The following is a 21,281-nucleotide window of genomic DNA, read 5'->3' as shown; positions in this document are numbered from 1 at the left end:
GGATGGAGCTTATTTTTAAGGAGGAAATACTGTGCAATCTCTTCCGCAAGACTTCTTGGAACTGATGAAATCCTTATTGGGCGATGAATATCCGGCATTCCTCAAAACTTATGAATCGGCTCCGGTTCGCAGTTTACGCGTCAACACGTTGAAAACCGGACACCTCTCCTTCCCGGAAAAAGTTCCTTTCCGGCTGGAACCGGTTCCATGGTGCCCGCCGGCTTTTTATTATGACCATGAACGGGACCGTCCGGGAAAACACGTTTACCATGCAGCCGGTTTATACTACATTCAGGATGCCAGCGCGATGGCTCCGGCAGAAGCCCTTTCCGCCAAGCCGGGAGAAAAAATTTTGGACTTGTGCGCCGCTCCGGGAGGAAAAACCACACAGCTGGCCTCGCAAATGCAAGGAAAAGGGGTCCTGGTTGCCAATGAAATTGACGGCAAACGGATCAAAGCCTTGGTGGAAAACCTAGAACGCTGCGGAGTCACCAATGCCGTCGTCCTGAATGAAACCCCGGCCCATCTGGCGGCCCGCTTCCCCCAATATTTCGACGGCATTTTGATTGATGCCCCCTGTTCGGGAGAAGGCATGTTCCGGAAAGATCCGGAAACCGCCACCCGCTGGAGCCTGAAAGCGGTTGAGAAATGCGCGGAATTGCAATATGAAATACTCACGGCTGCTGCCCCGATGTTGCGTCCGGGCGGCCGTTTGGTCTATTCGACTTGTACGTTCAACCCGACGGAGAATGAACAAGTCATCGCGGCCTTCCTGAAAAATCATCCCGGCTTTGAAATCAAATCGATCCAAGCGGCTCCTCATTATCAGCCGGCACATCCCGAATGGGCGGGAAACCGGGTTCCCGCATTAAATCAAGCGTGCCGGCTTTGGCCTCATCACTTGAAAGGAGAGGGCCACTTCGTTGTGCTTATGGAAAAAAAAGAAGAACAGGAAACCCGGAAAACCCGGCCCGGCAAATTCCCGCCCGTTCCACAACCGGCCGCAAAAGTGTGGAAGTCCTTCATTCAGGAAACTTACAACCAAACGGACCTTTTGGAAGGGACTTTCACCATGTACGGCGATCATCTTTATCAAGTGCACCCGGATCTCCCCTCGTTAAAAGGATTGCGGGTGGAAAGGCCCGGCAGATACCTTGGGCAGGCCAAACGCAGCCATTTTGTACCTTCCCACGCCTTGGCACTTTCCAGCCTTCCGGAACAGGTGAAACAAACCTGTGATTTTCAGACGGATGATCCCGACCTTCTTCTGTATTTGCAAGGAGAAACTTTGCCGAGCGATCTGGCCAAAGGCTGGACACTGGTCACGGTGGACGGATATCCGATCGGCTGGGGAAAAGTTTCCGGCAATTTGTTGAAAAACCATTATCCCAAATGGCTACGCTGGGATCGCACATTGAAATAAAAAAGACGGGAGAAAAAATCTCCCGTCTTTTTTTATTTTTTATCATAAATCCCCTTTCGGCTCACATAGGTTACGATAGATGAATCATTTTAAAGGGACAGAACCCAGGGAGGGGTTGCCCCCGTGGAAAAAAAGCCGTCCGATACCTGGCCGAAATATCTTCCCTACACCCAGGTGGCCATGGGAATGATTCAGCCTGAATGGTTGTTTATGTCACATTTTTTTGAGGACCAGGAAGAAGAGGAAGAGCAAAAACCGCAACCCCCGGCTGTCAAACCCCGCCACGTCCGGATCAATATCCGTCCCCGCAGACGCTAGCCTTGTGAATCTTTTCTCCACCGGACCGCCGGGAACAGGCGAAAAAGCCTTTTTTCTTTTTGTTGTTTCTCTCCTTTTTTCTTCCATAATTTCTTCTTAATCATCAAGAAGCGGCGCATTTCATTAATAAAATACAGATAAGCGGCATGCGTTTCAAATTCTTCTTTTGTCGTAGGCAAAGGGGAGTTGTGAAAACTTTCCCTGATCTCTTCCAACCGGTTCAAAAACACTTGCGAGGAATTGCCGTAATGAATGGCATCTGCCACATCCTCCAAAAACCCGGCAATCATTTGCCCCTGTTCACTGCTGTAGTTTAAAGTGGAAACGGTCAGCGCAATCCGTTCCAATACTTCAAACTGCCGCTCCCTCATTTCGAAATACTGGTAATAATCAAGGGCTGATTCGTTGAATTGATTTTCAATATCCCGGACAGCCAACTCTTTGGCTTCCTTTAACCATTGCGCCGTCTCCGTGATTTGTTTTCCGTCCCAATACCGCTCAGGTTCACGGAGATAAGCGGCAAATTCCCGCAAGATAATCTTAAAATTCTCTTCAATTTTGCGCCGGTACGCTTTCAGCTCTTTTTCCGCACTGGGAATGTATGCATTGAGCAGAACCGCCATGCCGATTCCGATCACCAATAACAAGATTTCATTGACGATGATCTTTCCATTGACATCTTTCAGCACATAAAGATGCATGATGACCACCGCACTGGATACAATCCCGTCTTTGAGGTTTAAATAAACATTCATCGGAATCAACACGAGCAACAACAAGGTCAACGTCCAAGTATGATAACCAATCCATTCAAAAAAGACGGCTGAAATCCCCAATCCTGCCAGAGAGCCGAAAAAACGTTCCCATGCCGTTTGATAAGATTGCTTCTTTGTCGTTTTGATGCAAATCATTGTAATGATGCCGGCTGCCGTATAATATTGCAGTCCCATCCATTGCGCAATGGAAATGGACAGCGCAATGCCAATCGCCGTTTTAATGGTTCGGTATCCGATTATCATGCACACTCACTCTTTTATTTTTCTGTTCCAGAATCACTATATACCATCATATGACGGCAGTGCCAAAGGTGCAAGCAAAACCTGCAAGCATAAACACACTGAACGGTTTCATTTTGTAATTTCCCAGGAAATTAGTGGTTCATTTCCAAATCTGGTATGATATGAATGTCGGAAATTTTACGGCAAGGAGAAGGTTTCAATGAATTCATCCGTCATCAAAAACATTTCACCCAAAAAAACTTATTATCACTTATTGGCATCCAGTTACCAACGGGCTGAACATCTGCTTTCCCAAACGGGAACGGATCCGGTAAGACAACGGGATACCATGGCTTATCTACATCAATTGCAAAAAGAGATGCAACAGTTTGCGGAAGATTACGAAGAAGCGGTAACCAATCAACCCGGAGGGAAGCCGTGAACCGACAACCCGTTTCAGGAGCTGATGATACGATAAGAATCAGCTCCTTATTTTTTTAATTTCAAATTATTAAAAATTAAAGAAGGATATATTACTTTTTTGTAGAAAAATATTTATGGATTAAATAAAAAGGAGGGTTGCCACACACATATCTTTTTGTTTTGTTGTTTTGCTGAAAAATCAGATAAGGGGATCTCATCAGAAACAGGAGGGGAAAATATGAAACGTTTCCTGAGTATTGCCACGGCACTGTTATTGGTTGTCCTTCTTGCAGTGCCCGGGACCATGTTTGCCAGCCCTGCCTCCACCGATGACTATGTGCCGGGTGAGTTGATTGTGAAGTTTAAAGACGGCATCTCCGCCCAATCCACCCAATCGATTCACGCTCAATACGGGGCCAAATCGATCGAAAAATCCAAATATTTGGGTTTCGAAGTGGTTAAGTTTGATGGTTCGGTTGAAAAAATGATCGAAAAATACAAAAACAATCCCAATGTGGAATATGTTGAACCCAACCATTACGTTCACATCATGTGGACACCCAATGACCTTTCCAGCCAGCAATGGGGACCGCAAAAAGTCCAAGCCCCCCAAGCTTGGGATGTCACCCGTAGCAGCAGCAGCACGGTGATTGCCATCGTGGACACCGGGGTTCAAACCAATCACCCGGATTTGCAAGGGAAAATCGTCCAAGGGTATGACTTTGTCGATAACGACAGCAATCCCCAAGACGGGAACGGACATGGAACCCACTGTGCCGGAATTGCCGCTGCTGTGACCAACAACGGCAGGGGAATTGCCGGAATGGCTCCCAACGCTTCCATCATGCCGGTCCGTGTGCTGGATAACAGCGGAAGCGGAACCATGGCAGCCGTTGCCAACGGAATCGCTTATGCCGCCCAAAACGGGGCAGACGTCATCAGCTTGAGCTTGGGTGGCACATCCGGAAGCTCGGCCTTGCAAAGCGCTGTCCAACAAGCTTGGAACAGCGGAGCCGTCGTGGTTGCCGCTGCAGGAAACAGCAGCAGCTCCACGCCCAACTATCCGGCTTATTACTCACAAGCCATTGCTGTCGCTTCCACCGATTCCAATGACAGCCTGTCTTACTTCTCCAACTACGGAAGCTGGGTGGATGTAGCCGCTCCGGGCTCCAACATCTACTCCACCTACATCAACAGCAGTTACGCAACGTTGAGCGGAACCTCCATGGCCACGCCACATGTGGCAGGACTTGCCGCTTTGTTGGCCAGCCAAGGCCGCAGTAACTCAGAAATCCGGGCTGCCATTGAAAATACCGCCGATAAAATCAGCGGCACCGGAACTTACTTCCAACACGGAAGAATCAATGCTTACAAAGCCGTCAATTATTGATAAAGAAAGAGGCTTTTCCGTTTAAGGAAAAGCCTCTTTTTCACGCATAAAACATAAAGAAAATAACCCCTGCTATGAAGAAAAGCAAAGAAATGGTTCCCAAGATCCATGGCAAGTGTTTCATCGGTTTCCTCCATATGCAATCTTTACTTCAATTCCACCACCGTCACGCCGGATCCGCCTTCATTATGGTTGCCCAGACGAAAACTTTTCACATGCCGGTGGCTGCGCAAAAACTTTTGCACTCCTTGGCGAAGTGCACCCGTCCCCTTGCCGTGAATGAGATGAATTTCTTTATAGCCCGCCAACAGGGCTTTATCCAAATAATTGTCGATTTCCAGCAATGCCTCTTCCACCAGTTTGCCCCGCAAATCGCATTCGGGTTTCACATGGGCAGACATCCGGTTGACCGTCGGCTTGATTTTCACGTCAGCCGGTTTTGACGAAGAACGTTTTTCCAACTGGTCCTGATGCATTTTCATCTTCAAAAAGCCGACTTGCACTTGATAATATCCGTCGCCCAGATCCTCGGTGATGGTCCCGTTCTGATTTACAGATAAAACGCGGACTTCATCCCCCACGGTCAGTTTCTCGGATTTGCCGGTGTTTTTCTTCGTTTTTTGCGGCAATTCCCAATCCGGCACCGCATTTTTCAGCCGGGCTTTCGCATCACTTAATTCATGCTCTTTTAAATCCCCCGGACGGGCTTTGGCCCACGCACGGAGTTGCTTCAAGACCTCTTCCGCTTCCCGCTCGGCATTGGCGATGATCCTTTGCGCCTCTCGACGTGCTTTTTCCTTGAGCGCCGCTTTTTCTTCCTCGAACTGCTCCCATTTTTCCCGGATATCCGCATACAAAGCTTCGGCTTCTTTCTGCAATGCTTCCGCTTCCTCGTGTTTTTCCCGCGCCAGCTTTTGCTCAGAGGTCAAAGAAGATATCATTTCTTCCAGGCTTTTTTCATCACTGGACAGATGCGCTTTGGCCCGCTCAATGATTTCTTCCGGCAATCCCAAACGGCGGGAAATGTTAAACGCGTTGCTGCGGCCGGGAACCCCGATCAACAAGCGGTAGGTCGGTTTCAATGTCTCCACATCAAATTCCATGCTGGCATTGACGGTTTTCGGGTGATGATGGGCAAACAGTTTTAATTCACTGTAGTGGGTGGTCGCCATGACAAACGACCCTTTTTGAATCACATATTCCAAAATGGAAATAGCCAGCGCCGCCCCTTCCGTCGGATCCGTTCCTGCGCCCAATTCATCGAACAATACGAGGCTTTTCTCATCCACCTGTTTTAAAATGCGGATAATCTTGGTGAGGTGTCCGGAAAAGGTACTCAAATTTTGTTCAATGCTCTGTTCATCCCCGATATCGGCATACACCCCGCCAAACACCGGCATGATGCTGTCTTCTTCAGCGGGAACGGGAATTCCGGATTGTGTCATTAAAGCAAACAAACCGACCGTTTTCAGTGTCACCGTTTTTCCTCCGGTGTTGGGGCCCGTAATAATAATGGCATGGTAATCCTCTCCGATCGAAACTTCGATGGGAACCACATCTTCTCCTCTGATCAAGGGATGGCGGGCTTTTTTCAGGTGCAATACCGACTCGGAAATCTCCGGGCAAATCCCCTTCACCCGATATCCGAACCGGGCACAAGCCATGATGCAATCCAGGCTGGCCAAAACTTCCAGATTCCTTTTTAAGCTCTCCACTTCGGGGGTAATTTTCTCCGTCAGCTTTTTCAATACTTTTTCAACTTCCTGTTTCTCTTGCAACTCGAGCTGACGCAACTGGTTGTTCCATGACACGACCGCTTCCGGTTCGATGAATAATGTCGCCCCCGATGAGGACTGGTCATGGACAATTCCCGGGAACCGGGAACGGTACTCCTGCTTGACGGGGATGACATACCGGTCAAACCGCTGGGTGATGATGGCTTCCTGCATCATCTTTGTATAATGCGGATTGCGCAAAATTTCCTGCAAGGTTTGTTGAATTTGCTTTTTCGCTTCCCCGATGCGGCTCCGGATTTTCCCCAATCCGGGACTGGCTTGGTCTTTGACGATTCCCTGTTCATCGATGCTTTTCAGGATTTCTTCTTCGATCCATTCCAAACTTTCCACCTGCTCGGTCAAACCGCGCAGAATGGGAAGCGGCGCCTCTTCTTCATCCACTTGCCGCAAAAAAGACTTCACCTGGCGTCCGGCCGAAATGGTACCGGCGATGTCCAGACATTCCGATTCAGTCAAGACTCCGCTCTTTTCTGCCCGCCGGACCGCGGCGCGGATATCCCGGACCCCTCCCAGCGGAAGGTCCCCTTTCAACCGGATCAAGTCCATGCCTTCTTGTGTGGCTTGCAGGCGGTGTTTCACCTGATCCCTTTGACCAGAAGGGGTCAACCGGCTGACTTTTTCTTTTCCCAAGACCGTTGCGGCCTCGCTTTTCACCATCTCTTTAACTTGGTCATATTCCAACGATTTCAGCGTCCACTGCTCCACGCCGGACAACTCCTCTTTCTTTTCAAAATCATTCTTTATTATAGCATTTCCCGTGAACGAAAAACATCGGGCCAATCGCGAAATCAGCCCGATGGTTGCTCAGTGTGTGAAGATATGTTTGCCGATTTTTTTGATTTGCGGCCGGTTCCAAATCCATTTGGAGGTTGCCCGTTCCGGGTTGAAGTAATACAATGCGCCTCCGGTCGGATCCCAACCGTTTAAAGCATCCCTGACTGCTTTTTTGGCCGTTTCATCCGGTTGCATCCAGATTTGCCCGTCGGCTACCGCTTCAAATGCCAAGGGTTGAAAGATGATCCCGGAGATGGTATCCGGAAATTCCCTGCTTTCCAGCCGGTTCAAGATCACCGCGGCAATGGCAACCTGTCCGATGTAAGATTCGCCCCGTCCTTCCGCATAAACGGCTTGTGCCAACAGTTGAATATCATTTTGCGACAAGCCGTAACTGCTTTTTGGAATGGAAACCTGTTTGCTCTTTTGCGGCTGTTTCCACTTGGTTTCGGGGGCATAATTTTTGGTTGCCTTCCTGAGTTTTTGCATTGTCTTCGGTCCTGCCACGCCATCCACTTTCAGACCGAATTCATATTGGAACAACCGGACAGCGCGATACGTTCTTTCTCCAAAATAGCCATCCCATTTTCCGGTGTAAAAACCGATATGCTTGAGACGTCCTTGCAACTCCCAGACACCGCCGCCCCGGTTCCCCCGCTTGAGCACCGGTCCTTTCTGATTGGTCATTTCCGGCCGCCAATGCTTTGTCGATTGCCAAAGTTTCAATTTCGTCTTCGGCCCGACCACACCGTCAATCTTCAAGCCGAATTCATACTGGAACAACCGGACGGCTAAATAAGTCCGATGGCCGAACACTCCATCCACATCTCCGGTGTAAAACCCCAAAAGTTTTAAACGTCCCTGCAATTCATAAACATCGCCGCCTCTGGCACCTTTTTTGAGAATGGTGTCCCCAAAAGCCGTTGACGCTGAAATCTGTTGTGGTTCCGCCGCAAAAACCGGAGCCAACCATGCACTCAAACAGAGACTGACAATCAAAAAACAAGATGCAAACCATTTCAAAACCACACGATTGACCATACAAGCTCACAACCCTTTTTCTGGTTGATATTTACTGGTTATTATGCCAAGTCCCGTTTAAATTCATGCAGATCGCATCCGCAAAACAAAAAAGCCGGACCGCTTCCGTCCGGCATTCGGCGTAAAAAACCCGGCTGACGGTTCACGTCCGGCCGTTAAATTTTTTTAAGCACGGCTTTCAACCGTTCCAACGGGTATGCATTGATGACATCTTCTTTTTCCAACCAACCCCGGCGGGCGGTGGCAATTCCGTAAATGATCGAATCGTACTCCGCGGTGGAATGCGCATCAGTATTGATCGTAAATGTTAATCCGTATTCTTCTTTTGCTTTCTTTAACAACCGGTCATTTAAATCCAGGCGGTGCGGATTGGCGTTTAACTCCAAAATGGTGCCGGTCTCCCGGGCGGCTTGAAACAACCGGTCCACATCCACAGCATAAGCATCCCTCCGCAATAACAGGCGCCCGGTCGGATGAGCAAGAATATTTACATAAGGATTTTCCATCGCCCGGATGATGCGGCGGGTCATGGTCGCTTCATCCTGCCGGAATTGTGTGTGCACCGATGCAATCACCAGGTCCATCTGTTTCAGCAAATCATCCGGATAATCCAAGGTTCCGTCCGCCAGGATGTCAACTTCCGCCCCTTTTAAAATCTGAATTCCCAGTCCCTCCCGGTTCAGCCGGTCGATTTCCTCCCATTGCTCATACACCTCATCCACGGTCAAACCGCCGGCGACCTTCAAGGACCGGGAATGGTCCGTCACCGCCATGTATTCATACCCTTTGGCTTTGGCAGCCAGTGCCATGTCTTTGATGGAGTGCGCCCCGTCGCTGTAAAGGGTGTGCGCATGTAAATCCCCGCGATAATCCTCCAACCGGATGAGCGCAGGAAGCGAGGACTGATCCGCTTTTTCCATTTCCCCCCGATCTTCGCGCAACTCCGGCGGGATGAAAGGAAGATCCAAGTGGGCAAAAAAATCGGCTTCCTTTTCAAATTTTGCCGTTTGGCCGGTTTCGGCATCATAAATGCCGTACTCGCTCACTTTCCAACCATATTGTTTAGCCCGCTGACGGATGCGGATGTTAAATTCTTTCGAACCGGTGAAATGACTGAGGGCACTGCCAAATTGGCCCGGGGACACCAGGCGCACGTCGACTCCCATCACCAGGCCTTCGGTATCCACGACAATACTGACCTTGGTCTCCCCTTGCCCGACCACTTGTGTCACTTCAGGCAATTGTGCGATCTGTTCCGCCACTTCGGCGGGATGGTTTGTTGCCAGTACAAAATCAATGTCTTTAATCGTTTCCTTAAACCGGCGGATGCTGCCGGCCAACTCCACCTTTTCCACCCCGGGAATGGCTTGCAAACGCTGTCGGATGACGGCAGCCACGGCCATGGCTTCATGCAGCAGAAAACGCTCGGGCCGCTTTTGAAATTGTTCGATGGCTTCCAGAATCTTTTTTTCTTTTTTCGGTCCGAATCCTGCCAGGGTTTGAATTTGTTTTTTCTCCGCCGCTTGTTTCAACCCGTCCAAATTGGTGACTGAAAGTTTGTGATACAACGTATGGACGGATTTCGGCCCCAATCCGGGCAATTTTAGCAACAACGGCAATTCCGGGGGCAATTCGGCTTTTAATTCTTCCAGGTAACGGGAAGTGCCGGTGGCGACAATTTCGCGGATCACTTCCGCCGTTCCTTTGCCGATTCCGGGAAGTTCCGGCAAACGATCCAATGCCTCCGCAATCTGAAAGCGGCTGTTTTCAATCGTGCGCGCCGCCCGGCGGAAGGCGTTTACTTTAAAAACATTTTCCCCTTTGATCTCCATGTAATCGGCCAATGCATGCAAGGTGCCGGCGATTTGTTTATTGTTCAAAGCATTCCCTCCCGTCATGCCTTTTTTCAAAAAAAGCAGCTGTCAGGAACCCCGCCCGACAGCTGTTGCATTCCAAATCTGTTATAATGCCTTTCCTTGAAACAACCGATCCAGTTCCCGGGTCAAATCCGGCGTCCAGCCGGTAATCGCATGAGCCACCTTCGATCCTTCCACCGCTTCCTGCCCGGTGCTCCAAGGGAGAACCGCAAGCACGTTGACCAGAATGAACGTGATCAGCATCACCTTGGCCAGCCCGAGGATGGCCCCTCCCGCTTTATTGATGGAGTGAAGAACGGGAAAGTTAGCCACCTGATTCAAAAGGGAGGCGAAGATGGACAATACCCAGCGTGCACCGATCAACAGGATGAAGAAAGCCATCGCCGAGTAGATCATTTTATCCACCGGCAACAATGCCATCCATCCTTGTTGCGCGGAATCCGGCAGATCCCACAAGTTGCTCAGCACCGGCGCGAGCTCATCCGTAAAATGAAAGGCAATCCAGAGGGACAAAAGGTAACTGACCAACGAAGTCACTTGCATGACCAGCCCCTGCTGGTATCCCTGGATCAATGCACCGGCAAGAAGAAGAAGGACAATCATGTCAAAACCATTCATGCTGTTTTTCACCTCATGGCTCTTCGTCTTCAATCAAGTGCATGATCTCATCATATTCCTGTTTCAGTTTTAAATAATCATCCGCAATATTGACCGCCGACAAGACGGCCAGGCGGGCCACGTCCAAACGCGGGTTGTTGTCGGCGATTTGCCGCATTTTTTCATCGACGTGGCTTGCCACCTGACGCATATGGCTGGGACTTGCTTTTCCCGTCAGCTGATATTGGGTTCCGTAGATTTCCACACTTAATTTATTTCTCACTGCACCGTCCTCCTTCACACTGTGAAGGTTTCCCCGTTGATCCATGCTCATTGTCTGAGCTGTGCACCAAATTGCTCGGTCAGATAATGGACAATTCGCTCATGGATTTGATGAACTTCTTCATCGGTCAATGTCCGGTCCTTCGTCCGGAAAACCAAAGAATATGCCACACTTTTTTTACCTTCCCCAATCTGCTCCCCGGTAAACACATCAAACAGGGTAACAGATTCAAGCAATTCTCCGGCCACTTTCCGGATTCCTGCTTCGATCCGGCCGGCCGGCACATTTTCATCCACCGTCACGGCCAGGTCACGGGTTACGGCCGGATAGCGGGGAATCGGTTCATAAATCACTTCGGGATCCTTTTCAAGAAGTTTTTCCAGATCCAGCTGGAGCACAACCGGTTCACTCAAATCATAACGCTTGGCCAATTTCGGATGCAGTTGCCCCAATACGCCGATCACTTCATCCTCCACCACGCACAGTGCGGTCCTTCCCGGGTGGAATCCGTTCAAATCGGCCGCTTGATACTCCGCATCCCGCACTCCGAACCGTTCCAAGACGCTTTCCAAAATTCCTTTCAGTTCATAGAAATTCTGCGCATCCACTTGCGGGGTTTTCCAGATGGACGCAGCTTTCGGCCCGGCAATGAGCGCGGCCAGTTGCAGCCGTTCTTCCGGCAAATCGGTCAATGTCTCTTCTTGCGTCAAATAAACTTTCCCCACTTCAAACAGTTGAACTCGTTCATTACCGCGGTGGACGTTGTATGCAGCCGTTTTGATCAATTGCGGCAACAATTTCGTCCTCAGCACCGCATGTTCCTTACTCATCGGCATGGCCACACGGATGAGTTGAAGGTCATACAACGAAGCGATTTCCTGCTCGGCCTCTTCCGATGTCAGGCTGTAGGTCACCACTTCGTTCAACCCGAGTTCCCGCAACATATGCCGTGCATCGCGGCGCAGTTTTTGTTCCCTTGTCAGGCCGCCCGGCAATTGCTGACCCCAGGGCAATGTCGTCGGGATCCGGTCATAGCCGTACAATCGGGCCACCTCTTCGACCAAGTCCACTTCCATCATGAGATCGGGGCGCCGAGTCGGAATTTGCACCTGGTAAACATCGTTTTCCAATGCAGCCGGCAATCTCAGCCGACGGAAGATGTCCATCACTTCATCCGGACTGATTTGCACGCCCAGCAAATTGACGAGTCGTTCATGACGCAAAGAAACGGTCACTTCTTCAACATCTCCCGCCTTGTGCACAGACGCATCCGAAGAAACGACCCCTCCGCAAAGTTGGCGCAGCAATTGCACCGCCCGGTAAAGCGCCGGAAGAATTTGTTCCGGATCCACCCCTTTTTCGAAACGGGTGCTCGCTTCCGACCGGAGTCCCAGATTTTTGGAAGTATGGCGGACGGTCAGCGGATTAAAGAACGCAGCCTCCAGCAATACGGTTTTGGTTTCCTTGGTTACTTCCGAAGAAGCTCCCCCCATCACGCCCGCAACCGCCAGCGGCTCTTGTCCGTCCGTCACCAGCAACATTTCGGGGTCACATTCACGCTCCACATCGTCCAATGTCACAATTTTTTCCCCATCGTTGGCGCGACGGACCAGGATTTGGCCGCTTGCAATTTTGTCAAAATCAAAAGCATGCAAAGGCTGCCCCGTCTCCAACATCACATAGTTGGTGATGTCGACAATGTTATTGATCGGCCGGACCCCGGCTGAAATCAAACGGTTTTGCATCCATTGCGGGGAGGGTCCCACTTCCAGATTGCCAACCACTTGAGCGGCATAAAAAGGACAGTCCTCAACAGATTCTACGACAACTTCCACCCCGGTTCCTGCTTCGCCCGGAACTTGTTCGGAGATGACCGGCAGGCGCAATTCCCGGTCAAAGATCGCCGCCACTTCATGGGCCACTCCCCACATTCCCAAACAGTCGGAACGGTTCGGGGTCAACTGCAATTCGATCACTTGGTCATCCATGCTCAAATATTCTTTGATATCCATTCCGACCGGAGCATCCGGTTCCAATACAAAAATCCCTTCGGTTTGCTCCTTCATCAGCACTTTGTCGGGAAATCCAAGCTCTTTGGCCGAGCAAATCATCCCGTGCGATTCCACGCCGCGCAGTTTGGCTTTTTTGATATGGACTCCGCCCGGCAGTTTGGCACCGATCAAAGCGACCGGAACCCGTTGCCCTGCCGCCACATTTTTGGCTCCGCAGACAATTTGCAACAGTTGCCCTTTCCCCACATTCACCGTGCAAATATTCAACCGGTCTGCTTCCGGATGAGGCTCCACCGACAACACTTCACCGACAACCACGCCGCTTACGCCCGGATCCCGGGTGTAAATGACTTCCACCTCAATCCCGGTCCGGTTCAACTCCTCCGCGATATCTTCCGGCGAAATTCCTTCCAGATCAACATATTGAGACAACCATTCATAAGATACTAACATCCTTCCAATTCACCTCTTCAGACGTTCTTAAATTGCCGCAAAAAACGCAAATCGTTGTTGTAGAAATGGCGAATGTCGTCAATGTCATATTTCAACATCGCAATCCTTTCCACACCGATCCCAAACGCAAAGCCGGAATAACGTTCCGGATTGTAGCCGGCTTTTTCCAGCACATAAGGATGAACCATGCCGGCCCCCAAAATTTCAACCCATCCTTTTTCAGGATGATAAATGTCCACTTCGACACTCGGTTCGGTGAACGGGAAGTAGCTGGGGCGCAAACGGATCTCGGTTTCCTCGCCAAACATTTTCTCAATAATGGTCAACAACACACCGTTTAATTCGCTCATGGACACCCCGCTGTCCACCACAAGCCCCTCAATTTGCGTAAACTGGTGCGAATGGGTGGCATCGTCGTCATCCCGCCGGTACACCTTTCCGGGAGCGATAATCCGCACCGGAACTTGGCCTTCTTTTTCCAGAAGGGTGCGAACCTGTACGGCGGATGTATGAGTCCGGAGCAGAATTTCCGGAGTGATGTAAAAAGAGTCCTGCATGTCCCGGGCCGGATGACCTTTCGGCAAGTTCAGCATTTCGAAGTTAAATTGATCGGTTTCCACTTCAGGACCTTCTGCAATTTCAAAGCCCATTCCGACAAAAATGTCTTCCACTTGTTCAATGATCAGTTGCAAAGGATGCAACGTCCCCGGTTCGGGTTTGATACCGGGCAAAGAAACATCAATCACTTCCCGGTTAATTTGTTCCTGAAGAACCGCCTCTTCCAGTTCTTTCTCTTTTCCCGCAATCAACTCTTCCAGATATCCACGGACTTCATTGGCCATGCTTCCGATCACCGGACGCTCTTCGGGAGGAAGATCTTTCATGCCCCGGAGCACACCGGTCAATTCACCCTTTTTTCCGAGATACCTCACTTTCAATTCACGCAATTCATCCAGGCTTTGCGCCTGATGAATGACTGAAGTCGCCTCTTCTTTCAAGACTTCCAATCGCTCACGCATTGTTCGATCTCCTTTCGGTAAAAACTGTCGTCAATGGCATCACATCAGAAGATATAATAGAAAAAGATAAAATAGAAAATTATTCCATAAATAAAAAAGACCTCACGCCCAAAGGGACGAGAGATCCGCGGTACCACCCTTTTTTGAGAAGGACAAATCCTTCTCCGCTTCTTTTAAATAACGGTCATCAACCGGTCCCCCCTACTTCATCATTCAGGGGTCAGCTCCGGAGTGAATTTCAACAGCCGGTTCCTTAGAAATGCTTTCAGTCACGGCATTTCCTCCCTGAAAGGCCGTACTGCCTACTTGTCTCCTTCACAGCCGTTTATGGATATGAAATTTCTGCGGAAAAATTATTTTATATTATAATCGAACTCTCCATTTCCCCGCAAGGAGCCTTGGCGAATTCGTTCATACATGAGTAAAGCGCCGGTGACGGAAACATTCAGTGACTCCGTTCCGCCGGGCATGGGAATGGTCACATGGTCATCCACATATTCCTCCAAGCGGCGGTCCACCCCCCGCCCTTCATTTCCCAACAAGATGGCGACCCGGGATGGTAACGGATAATGAAAATAAGAGCGGGTTGCATGCGGAGAAGTGTTGACAACCGTCACGTTCCGCTCTTTTAACCCGGGAATGACGCAACTTAAATCCTCCTGCCATAACGGCACTTTGAAAATGGCCCCCATCGAAGCCCGGACCACTTTGCCATTGAAAGGATCCACAGTCCCTTTGCCCAAAAAGATCCCGTCCATGCCCGTTGCTTTGGCGGTCCGGATCAACGTGCCCAAGTTCCCCGGATCCTGAATGGAATCCAAAAGCAAAAACGTTTTCCCGCTGTGGTTTTGTTTCCACACTTCATCCAGTGACCAACGGGGGCAACGGATCACCGCCATGATTCCCTGGGGCGTCGTGGTTTCCGCCAGCTGTTGAAACAAGGATGAAGGCAATTCAAACACCGGAACATTTCCGGGAACCTTTTTCAGCCAATCCGCCTTTTTTTCCTTCGCGGCTTCGGAAAAAATCACGGCTTGAAAAACCTGTTCGGCCTGCACCGCCTCTTCAATCAAATGTTCCCCTTCGATCAATAATGCATCTTGCTGCTTTCTTCCTTTTTTGGTTTTCAGTTTTTTCCATTGTTTCCATTGTCGGTTTTCCGAAGATGTAATCCGTTCCGTCTTTTTCATTTGGCATGCTCCTGTAATTTTTGCAAATCTTTGTTGTGTCCGATCACGATCAAAACGTCTCCCTCATGAATCGCATCGGAGGCCGAAGGCGCAATGTTAAAGGTGTTTCCCTTTTTGATGGCCATCACGTTGCAACCGAACCGGGCCCGGATGTCCAGCTCTTGCAACGTCTTTCCGGAAAAAAAGTCCCGGGCGATGATTTCAATGATACTGTAGTCATTGGATAACTCGATATAATCCAGGATATTCGGGGAGATTAAACTGTGCACCATCCGGACGCCCATGTCGCGCTCCGGAAAGACCACCCGGTCGGCTCCGATTTTGTCCAACACCTTCCAGTGCAATTCGTTGATGGCTTTGACCACCACCTGTTTACAGCCGATTTCTTTGAGCAGCAAAGTCGTTAAGATGCTTGACTGAATATCGTTCCCGATGGCCACGATGACCACGTCAAAATTGCGTATCCCCAAAGATTTGAGTGCATTTTCATCGGTGGTGTCCGCCTCGACGGCATGGGTGACGATTTGCGACATCTCTTGGACACGGGAAGCATCTTTATCGATGGCCAAAACTTCGTATCCCATCTCGTGCAAAGTGCGCGCCATCGTCCCTCCGAACCTTCCCAGCCCGATGACAGCAAAGGTTTTGATTTCCAATCGCTTGTCCACCTCTTTCTTCCATAAAAGCTTACGCCGCAACTTTTTCATCCATTGTTGGATAATGTTCCATAATCCGCACAATCTATATTCAAAAAGGAGGATCTTACACATGAATTTTGACATCCGTGGTGCAGTGATTCACAACATTCATAACATGAATGAAGAAGAACTGCAAGAATTGGTTGTTGACTCTATTCAACAACGGGAAGAAAAGTTGCTTCCGGGTTTGGGCGTTTTATTTGAAGTCATCTGGAAAAACAGCACGGAAGAAGAACGCCAGGAAATGATTGAAACCCTGCGTCAATCCCTTTCCAAACAATAATGGCCCAGAATAAAAAAAGCCTGTTCTTTGAAAAAAGAGCAGGCTTCTGCATTGTTCCTCACCAGAAGAAACCGCCGCCGAATCCGCCAAACCCGCCGAATCCGTAGAATCCCCAAAAGCAAACAAAGAGGATGAACAAAATCACCAGGATCGCGATCAAAAACCACTTCGATCCCAAACCGTCATAGTGATCGTAGGGACCACTGGCCAATTTCCGTTTCATAGGCTGTCTCCTTTCATTTGCCTATCTCTCACTACTTTATGTATCAAAAGACAGGAAAGAATGGACAAATCCCTAAAAAAACAGCCTAATTTATTCAAAATATTTTCGTGCCGCCCACAGGAAGCCGGTGATGAGCAGAAAAGCCACCAAGGCCAAAAAGGGAATGGTGACGAACCCAAACCAGTTGATATACATTTGCTCACAGGGAACGCCCACCTTGCAAGCAGCAACTTCGGAGAGGGCCGGAACTTTTTGTTTGAGATAATGGAAAAGCGATATGCCCGCCCCCAATACGGTAATCGGCAACACATAAGGAATGATCCCCCGGTCATTCCGGTAGGAGGCAATGCCGAGAAGGATCACCAGCGGATACATCAAAATCCGTTGCACCCAACACAACGTGCAGGGAATAAAACCCAATATTTCACTGAAATAGAGGCTTCCCAATGTCGCGATGAGTGAAACGATCCAAGCAAAATAAATACCGTACGTTCTCACCAGACGCATTCTTCACTTCTCCTTGTTTGCCAGCTCGCTGTCGATCATTTTTTTGAGGGCTTCATAATCCAGTGCATTCTCCACTTTTTTTCCGTTGATGAAAATTGCCGGCACCGAATCGATGTTTAATTTTTTTGCTCTGTTGTTGTCTGCCGTCACTTCATTTAAATACGTATTCTGATCCAGGTCTTCCCGCACTTTTTTGGCATCCACCCCGGGAATGTTTTGTGCAATCAATTGTTCCAAAAAGTCCGGAGTGGCCCATTTCACGGATTCATCTTTCTGTTGGGTGTAAATGGCGTCATAAAACTTCCAAAATGCTGCGGGATCTTGTTGGTAAACGGCTTCTCCGGCCATTCCCGCCGTGATCGAATCTTCCCCGATAAACTGGTAATTGGTGAAATACATCTGCACTTTGCCGGTATCGATATATTCTTTTTTCAACTTGGGATAAACGGTGTCATGAAACACTTTGCACACCGGACACTTATAATCGCCAAACTCCATCAATTTGACAGGGGCATTGTCATCGCCAATCGCCGGCTGCCCTTCGTATTCAACCGGAAGCACCCGGGCCGTCTCTTCGCCGGAATCATTCTTCCCCGCGAAAGAATTGATGATGGCAAAAACACCCAATCCGATAAAAACAACCAAAACCGTCACCATGGTAATGGTGCTCATCTGGATCTTTTTCTTTTTTTTATGTGCATTTGCCATAAATCAAGTCACCTCCCTCATCGATTTTACAATAAAAAAAAAAGAAAGTTCATTCCGTTTTCTCAGGTGCTGAAATCCCATCTTTCCGGCAAGTTTTTCGGCTTTATTCTTTTTGTCCCCTTGTGTTACAATGCGATGGAAAAGATCAGGACAGAAGGAGAAGCATCATGAAACAGATTGCACGTGCACTCACCATCGCCGGCTCCGACAGCAGCGGGGGCGCCGGAATTCAGGCAGATTTAAAAACATTTCAAGAGCTTTATGTATTTGGGATGAGCGCGATTTCGGCCATCACGGCCCAAAACACCCTTGGGGTTCAAAAGGTGGGCGTGGTGGATCCCGATCTGGTTGCCCGACAGATCGACTCCGTTGTCACAGACCTCGGAGTGGATGCAGCCAAAACCGGCATGCTCGCCAATGCGGAAATCATCGAAGTGGTTGCGGCCAAAGTCAAAGAACACCAAATCGGTCCCCTGGTCATCGATCCCGTGATGGTTTCCACCAGCGGACACCAACTGCTCACCGAAGACGCCCGGGTGGCGATGAAGGAAAAATTATTGCCGCTGGCAACCCTTGTCACTCCCAATTTGCATGAAGCAGAAATCCTTGCAGACCAACGGATCACCGGCTGGGAAGACAGGAAACAAGCGGCCCGGAAATTGGTGGATGAAGGGGCCAAAGCAGTGATCATCAAGGGGGGACACGGCAAAGAAGAAGAGGCAATCGATTTGTTGTATGACGGAAAAGATTTTGTCTCCTTTTCATCGCCCCGCTTCAAGACCAAAAACACCCATGGAACAGGTTGCACCTTTTCGGCAGCCATCACCGCTTACTTGGCCAAAGGAGAATCTTTGCACGAAGCGGTTCGTCAAGCCAAGAATTTTATCACTGCTGCAGTCGGAAATCCTTTGATGCTCGGAAAAGGAAACGGCCCGACCAATCACTTTGCATACCGCCGGAAGGAGGAATACCAATGAAATGGTCTGACGACGTTCTGTCAGTTTATTTCATCATGGGCACCCAGGATTGTTCCGGCCGTTCACCGGAAAACATTCTGGAGGAGGCCATTCACGGCGGCATCACTTGCTTTCAGTTCCGGGAAAAACATCCGGATCTTCACATGCACCAAGTCGTGGATTTGGGATTCCGCCTCCGCGCCATTTGCCAAAAACACCAAATCCCTTTTATTGTGAATGACCGTGTCGACCTGGCCCTCATCCTGGAAGCGGACGGAGTGCACATCGGCCAGGAAGACCTGCCCGCTTTCCATGTCAGAAAGTTGATCGGCAAAGAGCGGATCCTCGGGGTTTCCGCCAGAACCGAAACCGAAGCACTGGAAGCTGTACAAAACGGAGCCGATTATATCGGTGTCGGGCCTATGTTTGCCACCAAAAGCAAATCCGATGCCGGACATCCCGTCGGGCCGGAAACGATCACCCGCATCCGCAGCGTCGTCGGGGAAACCTTTCCCATTGTGGGAATCGGCGGCATTAACCGGCAAAATGCGCGGCAGGTCCGGGAAGCAGGAGCCAACGGAGTCGCCGTCATCTCCGCCATTGCACAAAGCCGGTCACCCCGACAGGCCGCGGAAGCCTTGAAAAACAGATGAACCAAATATATTAAAAAAACACAAGATATTATTCTTATATTTCTAAAAATTATATTTACACATATAATAATATTATTATATAATTGGATAGAGAACGCTCAAATCTCTTCCAATCTCACTTCCACTTTCCGTGAAGGAGGTGCGCCAATGCCTTCGCTCATCCTCTCAAAGTGCGATAAATGCGGAACCCCGGATTGCAAATGCCCGGATTGCGACTGTAAAAAATAACAAATCCTCCCATAGCCAGTCCTTCAGGGCTGGGTTTTCTTTTAATGGATATACTTTTGATTTAAAAAATATAGGATTAATGCGTTAGACAAAAGTATAAAAGTATTATAACTTAGTAGATGATTGCAGCAGCTGGGCATTCCACATTAGGAGGGAAACAAGTTGAAAAAGAAAGCACTCATTCTTTTCCTCATCACCCCTTTGTGTGTGTGGATATTTCCTTCCATGACTTTCGCATACAGCTTTACGGGTGACAAATTATGTGATTATTATTATGTATACTATCGCTGGGGCGGACACATCACGAAAGAACATCAGGAAGCTTCCAAAAAAGCGATTCAAAGCTGGAATGAAGCTCAAGACAAACGCCGTTTCGTACAAGGCGATTCCTCCGCAACCGGAGTAGTCGATTCTTATTACTCCAGCACGGATGGGTATTTCGGCTATTCTTACTGGCAGACCGGCGTGGGTTCCTGCATCAATTCCTGGGTGGCAAAAATGAATACATACTATGAGTCCAATAATGACTCCCAATTCGGGCAAAGCGTCCTGGGTCATGAAATCGGGCACGTTCTCGGTTTGGCGCATACCAATTGGACATCCCTGATGAATACGGAACGGGACCGGTTTCAAACATATACCCCGCAGACCGACGACATCAACGGGGTAAACAATTTATATGAGTGAAACTTCCTGGCTTAAAGGAGGATTTTCATTGAAGTGGAAAAAAATCTCTTTTCTGTTTACAACCGTCTTTCTTCTCTTTGCTGCCGGCTGTATGCCCGGTGACAAAAAAGAGGAAGTGAACATGGGCATGCATGTCGATTTGGCCATGGCAAACAATTTGCCGGCCATGATTGATCAAGCCCCCGTCATCGTCCTCGGCGAGTACAAAGGAATGGACCGGGTGGAAAACGGGGCGCGGAATCCGAAAAATCCGGCACTTCCTTCCGAAAACACCTATCATGAAGTGCAAGTGTACAAATTTCAAGTCGACCGGGTGCTCAAAGGAGAACTGGATCAAAAGAACATCGAAATCGGCATTGCCCACAAGCTTCAATTGCAAACCAATGATGGCAATAAAATTGAAATCATCCATCCTCTTTACACCCAACCGGAGAATAACCAAAAATACATTTTATTTCTGAATCACCCGGATGCATACACCCATTACTACACATTCCGGTTTACACCGCATTCCATTAAATTGGACCAAAAAAATATTGCCCATTTGGTCATGCCTTCCATGAAACTGCAAAAACAACGTGTGGAAACGCAAGATCAAATCGTCCATATCAGCATTGACGGTTTTCCGTCCGATTATAATGATCAGATCACAGGCAAACCTTTATCCTCTCTCTTTGATTGGATCGATTTGGAAGCAAACCCGAAATAAAACAAGCTTCCATCAAGGCAAAAACCTGATTGGAC

22 protein-coding genes and 1 other annotated feature are annotated in these 21,281 nt (G+C 49.1%); of the genes, 9 read left to right on the top strand and 13 right to left on the bottom strand.

Annotated features, from left to right (window positions below; translation table 11 throughout):
• The first annotated feature begins 31 nt into the window (after positions 1 to 31).
• Positions 32 to 1,423, top strand: a complete 1,392-nt coding sequence (locus tag I8U21_RS11590) for an RsmB/NOP family class I SAM-dependent RNA methyltransferase (RefSeq protein WP_198053958.1) — start codon at positions 32 to 34, stop codon at positions 1,421 to 1,423.
• A 123-nt stretch (positions 1,424 to 1,546) separates the two neighbouring features.
• Positions 1,547 to 1,741: a hypothetical protein gene (locus I8U21_RS11585; protein WP_198053957.1), complete on the top strand. Its 195-nt coding sequence runs from the start codon at positions 1,547 to 1,549 to the stop codon at positions 1,739 to 1,741.
• On the opposite strand, the gene I8U21_RS11580 is transcribed toward I8U21_RS11585, so the two are convergent.
• Positions 1,738 to 2,760, bottom strand: a complete 1,023-nt coding sequence (locus I8U21_RS11580) for an aromatic acid exporter family protein (RefSeq protein WP_198053956.1) — start codon at positions 2,758 to 2,760, stop codon at positions 1,738 to 1,740. The genes I8U21_RS11585 and I8U21_RS11580 overlap by 4 nt on opposite strands.
• Before the next feature lie 199 nt (positions 2,761 to 2,959).
• On the opposite strand from I8U21_RS11580, the gene I8U21_RS11575 reads away from it, so the two are divergent.
• Both I8U21_RS11575 and I8U21_RS11570 read left to right on the top strand, forming a co-directional pair.
• Positions 2,960 to 3,181, top strand: coding sequence for a hypothetical protein (locus I8U21_RS11575; RefSeq protein ID WP_181731961.1), 222 nt, complete (start codon positions 2,960 to 2,962; stop codon positions 3,179 to 3,181).
• A gap of 285 nt (positions 3,182 to 3,466) precedes the next feature.
• Positions 3,467 to 4,552 (top strand): S8 family serine peptidase, encoded by a 1,086-nt coding sequence (locus tag I8U21_RS11570; protein WP_232333911.1) that lies wholly within the window; start codon positions 3,467 to 3,469, stop codon positions 4,550 to 4,552.
• A gap of 146 nt (positions 4,553 to 4,698) precedes the next feature.
• Here the strand turns inward: I8U21_RS11570 and I8U21_RS11565 are convergent, their stop codons facing one another.
• The 9 genes from I8U21_RS11565 to I8U21_RS11525 form a co-directional block, all read right to left on the bottom strand.
• Positions 4,699 to 7,053, bottom strand: coding sequence for an endonuclease MutS2 (locus tag I8U21_RS11565; protein WP_198053955.1), 2,355 nt, complete (start codon positions 7,051 to 7,053; stop codon positions 4,699 to 4,701).
• 99 nt (positions 7,054 to 7,152) lie between these two features.
• Positions 7,153 to 8,058, bottom strand: coding sequence for a spore cortex-lytic enzyme (sleB, locus tag I8U21_RS15335; RefSeq protein ID WP_415860538.1), 906 nt, complete (start codon positions 8,056 to 8,058; stop codon positions 7,153 to 7,155).
• 260 nt (positions 8,059 to 8,318) lie between these two features.
• Positions 8,319 to 10,043: a DNA polymerase/3'-5' exonuclease PolX gene (gene polX / locus I8U21_RS11555; protein ID WP_232333882.1), complete on the bottom strand. Its 1,725-nt coding sequence runs from the start codon at positions 10,041 to 10,043 to the stop codon at positions 8,319 to 8,321.
• Positions 10,044 to 10,124: 81 nt separating this feature from the next.
• Positions 10,125 to 10,658, bottom strand: a complete 534-nt coding sequence (locus I8U21_RS11550; RefSeq protein WP_181731965.1) for a CvpA family protein — start codon at positions 10,656 to 10,658, stop codon at positions 10,125 to 10,127.
• 13 nt (positions 10,659 to 10,671) lie between these two features.
• Positions 10,672 to 10,965, bottom strand: coding sequence for a cell division protein ZapA (zapA, locus tag I8U21_RS11545; RefSeq protein WP_181732020.1), 294 nt, complete (start codon positions 10,963 to 10,965; stop codon positions 10,672 to 10,674).
• A 2-nt stretch (positions 10,966 to 10,967) separates the two neighbouring features.
• Complete coding sequence (pheT, locus tag I8U21_RS11540; protein ID WP_181731966.1) at positions 10,968 to 13,385, bottom strand: phenylalanine--tRNA ligase subunit beta; 2,418 nt, start codon at positions 13,383 to 13,385, stop codon at positions 10,968 to 10,970.
• 17 nt (positions 13,386 to 13,402) lie between these two features.
• Positions 13,403 to 14,404: a phenylalanine--tRNA ligase subunit alpha gene (gene pheS, locus I8U21_RS11535; RefSeq protein ID WP_181731967.1), complete on the bottom strand. Its 1,002-nt coding sequence runs from the start codon at positions 14,402 to 14,404 to the stop codon at positions 13,403 to 13,405.
• Between the two features lie 109 nt (positions 14,405 to 14,513).
• Positions 14,514 to 14,732 (bottom strand) — a binding site (T-box leader).
• Positions 14,733 to 14,757: 25 nt separating this feature from the next.
• Positions 14,758 to 15,594, bottom strand: coding sequence for a TrmH family RNA methyltransferase (locus I8U21_RS11530; RefSeq protein WP_181731968.1), 837 nt, complete (start codon positions 15,592 to 15,594; stop codon positions 14,758 to 14,760).
• Positions 15,591 to 16,301: a potassium channel family protein gene (locus I8U21_RS11525; protein ID WP_181732021.1), complete on the bottom strand. Its 711-nt coding sequence runs from the start codon at positions 16,299 to 16,301 to the stop codon at positions 15,591 to 15,593. Before I8U21_RS11525 ends, I8U21_RS11530 begins: the two co-directional genes overlap by 4 nt.
• A gap of 61 nt (positions 16,302 to 16,362) precedes the next feature.
• Between I8U21_RS11525 and sspI the strand changes: the two genes are divergently transcribed.
• Entirely contained in the window at positions 16,363 to 16,575 is a 213-nt protein-coding gene (sspI, locus tag I8U21_RS11520; RefSeq protein WP_181731969.1) for a small acid-soluble spore protein SspI, read from the top strand.
• 58 nt (positions 16,576 to 16,633) lie between these two features.
• On the opposite strand, the gene I8U21_RS11515 is transcribed toward sspI, so the two are convergent.
• From I8U21_RS11515 to I8U21_RS11505, 3 genes are all read right to left on the bottom strand, one after another.
• On the bottom strand, positions 16,634 to 16,798 hold the full coding sequence (locus tag I8U21_RS11515; RefSeq protein ID WP_181731970.1) for a sporulation protein YjcZ: 165 nt from the start codon (positions 16,796 to 16,798) through the stop codon (positions 16,634 to 16,636).
• Positions 16,799 to 16,888: 90 nt separating this feature from the next.
• Positions 16,889 to 17,305 carry a disulfide oxidoreductase gene (locus I8U21_RS11510; RefSeq protein ID WP_198053954.1) on the bottom strand — a complete coding sequence of 139 codons (417 nt, stop codon included), beginning with the start codon at positions 17,303 to 17,305 and terminating at the stop codon, positions 16,889 to 16,891.
• Positions 17,306 to 17,308: 3 nt separating this feature from the next.
• Positions 17,309 to 18,013 (bottom strand): DsbA family protein, encoded by a 705-nt coding sequence (locus I8U21_RS11505; RefSeq protein ID WP_198053953.1) that lies wholly within the window; start codon positions 18,011 to 18,013, stop codon positions 17,309 to 17,311.
• A 167-nt stretch (positions 18,014 to 18,180) separates the two neighbouring features.
• On the opposite strand from I8U21_RS11505, the gene thiD reads away from it, so the two are divergent.
• The 4 genes from thiD (at position 18,181) to I8U21_RS11485 (ending at position 21,246) form a co-directional block, all read left to right on the top strand.
• Positions 18,181 to 18,990: a bifunctional hydroxymethylpyrimidine kinase/phosphomethylpyrimidine kinase gene (gene thiD, locus I8U21_RS11500; RefSeq protein ID WP_198053952.1), complete on the top strand. Its 810-nt coding sequence runs from the start codon at positions 18,181 to 18,183 to the stop codon at positions 18,988 to 18,990.
• A complete protein-coding gene (gene thiE / locus I8U21_RS11495) occupies positions 18,987 to 19,622 on the top strand; it encodes a thiamine phosphate synthase (protein ID WP_181731974.1) in 636 nt (211 codons plus the stop codon). The genes thiD and thiE overlap by 4 nt, the downstream gene beginning before the upstream one ends.
• A 390-nt stretch (positions 19,623 to 20,012) precedes the next feature.
• A complete protein-coding gene (locus tag I8U21_RS11490; RefSeq protein WP_181731975.1) occupies positions 20,013 to 20,537 on the top strand; it encodes a matrixin family metalloprotease in 525 nt (174 codons plus the stop codon).
• 28 nt (positions 20,538 to 20,565) lie between these two features.
• Positions 20,566 to 21,246: a hypothetical protein gene (locus tag I8U21_RS11485; protein WP_198053951.1), complete on the top strand. Its 681-nt coding sequence runs from the start codon at positions 20,566 to 20,568 to the stop codon at positions 21,244 to 21,246.
• The last annotated feature ends 35 nt before the right edge of the window (positions 21,247 to 21,281 follow it).

Origin of the sequence: Thermoactinomyces sp. CICC 23799, assembly GCF_016055145.1 — a bacterium.
GTDB classification, from domain to species: Bacteria; Bacillota; Bacilli; order Thermoactinomycetales; family Thermoactinomycetaceae; genus Thermoactinomyces; species Thermoactinomyces intermedius.
Note: the sequence above shows the minus strand (reverse complement) of the source record. Positions and strands in the feature narration are given on the sequence as shown.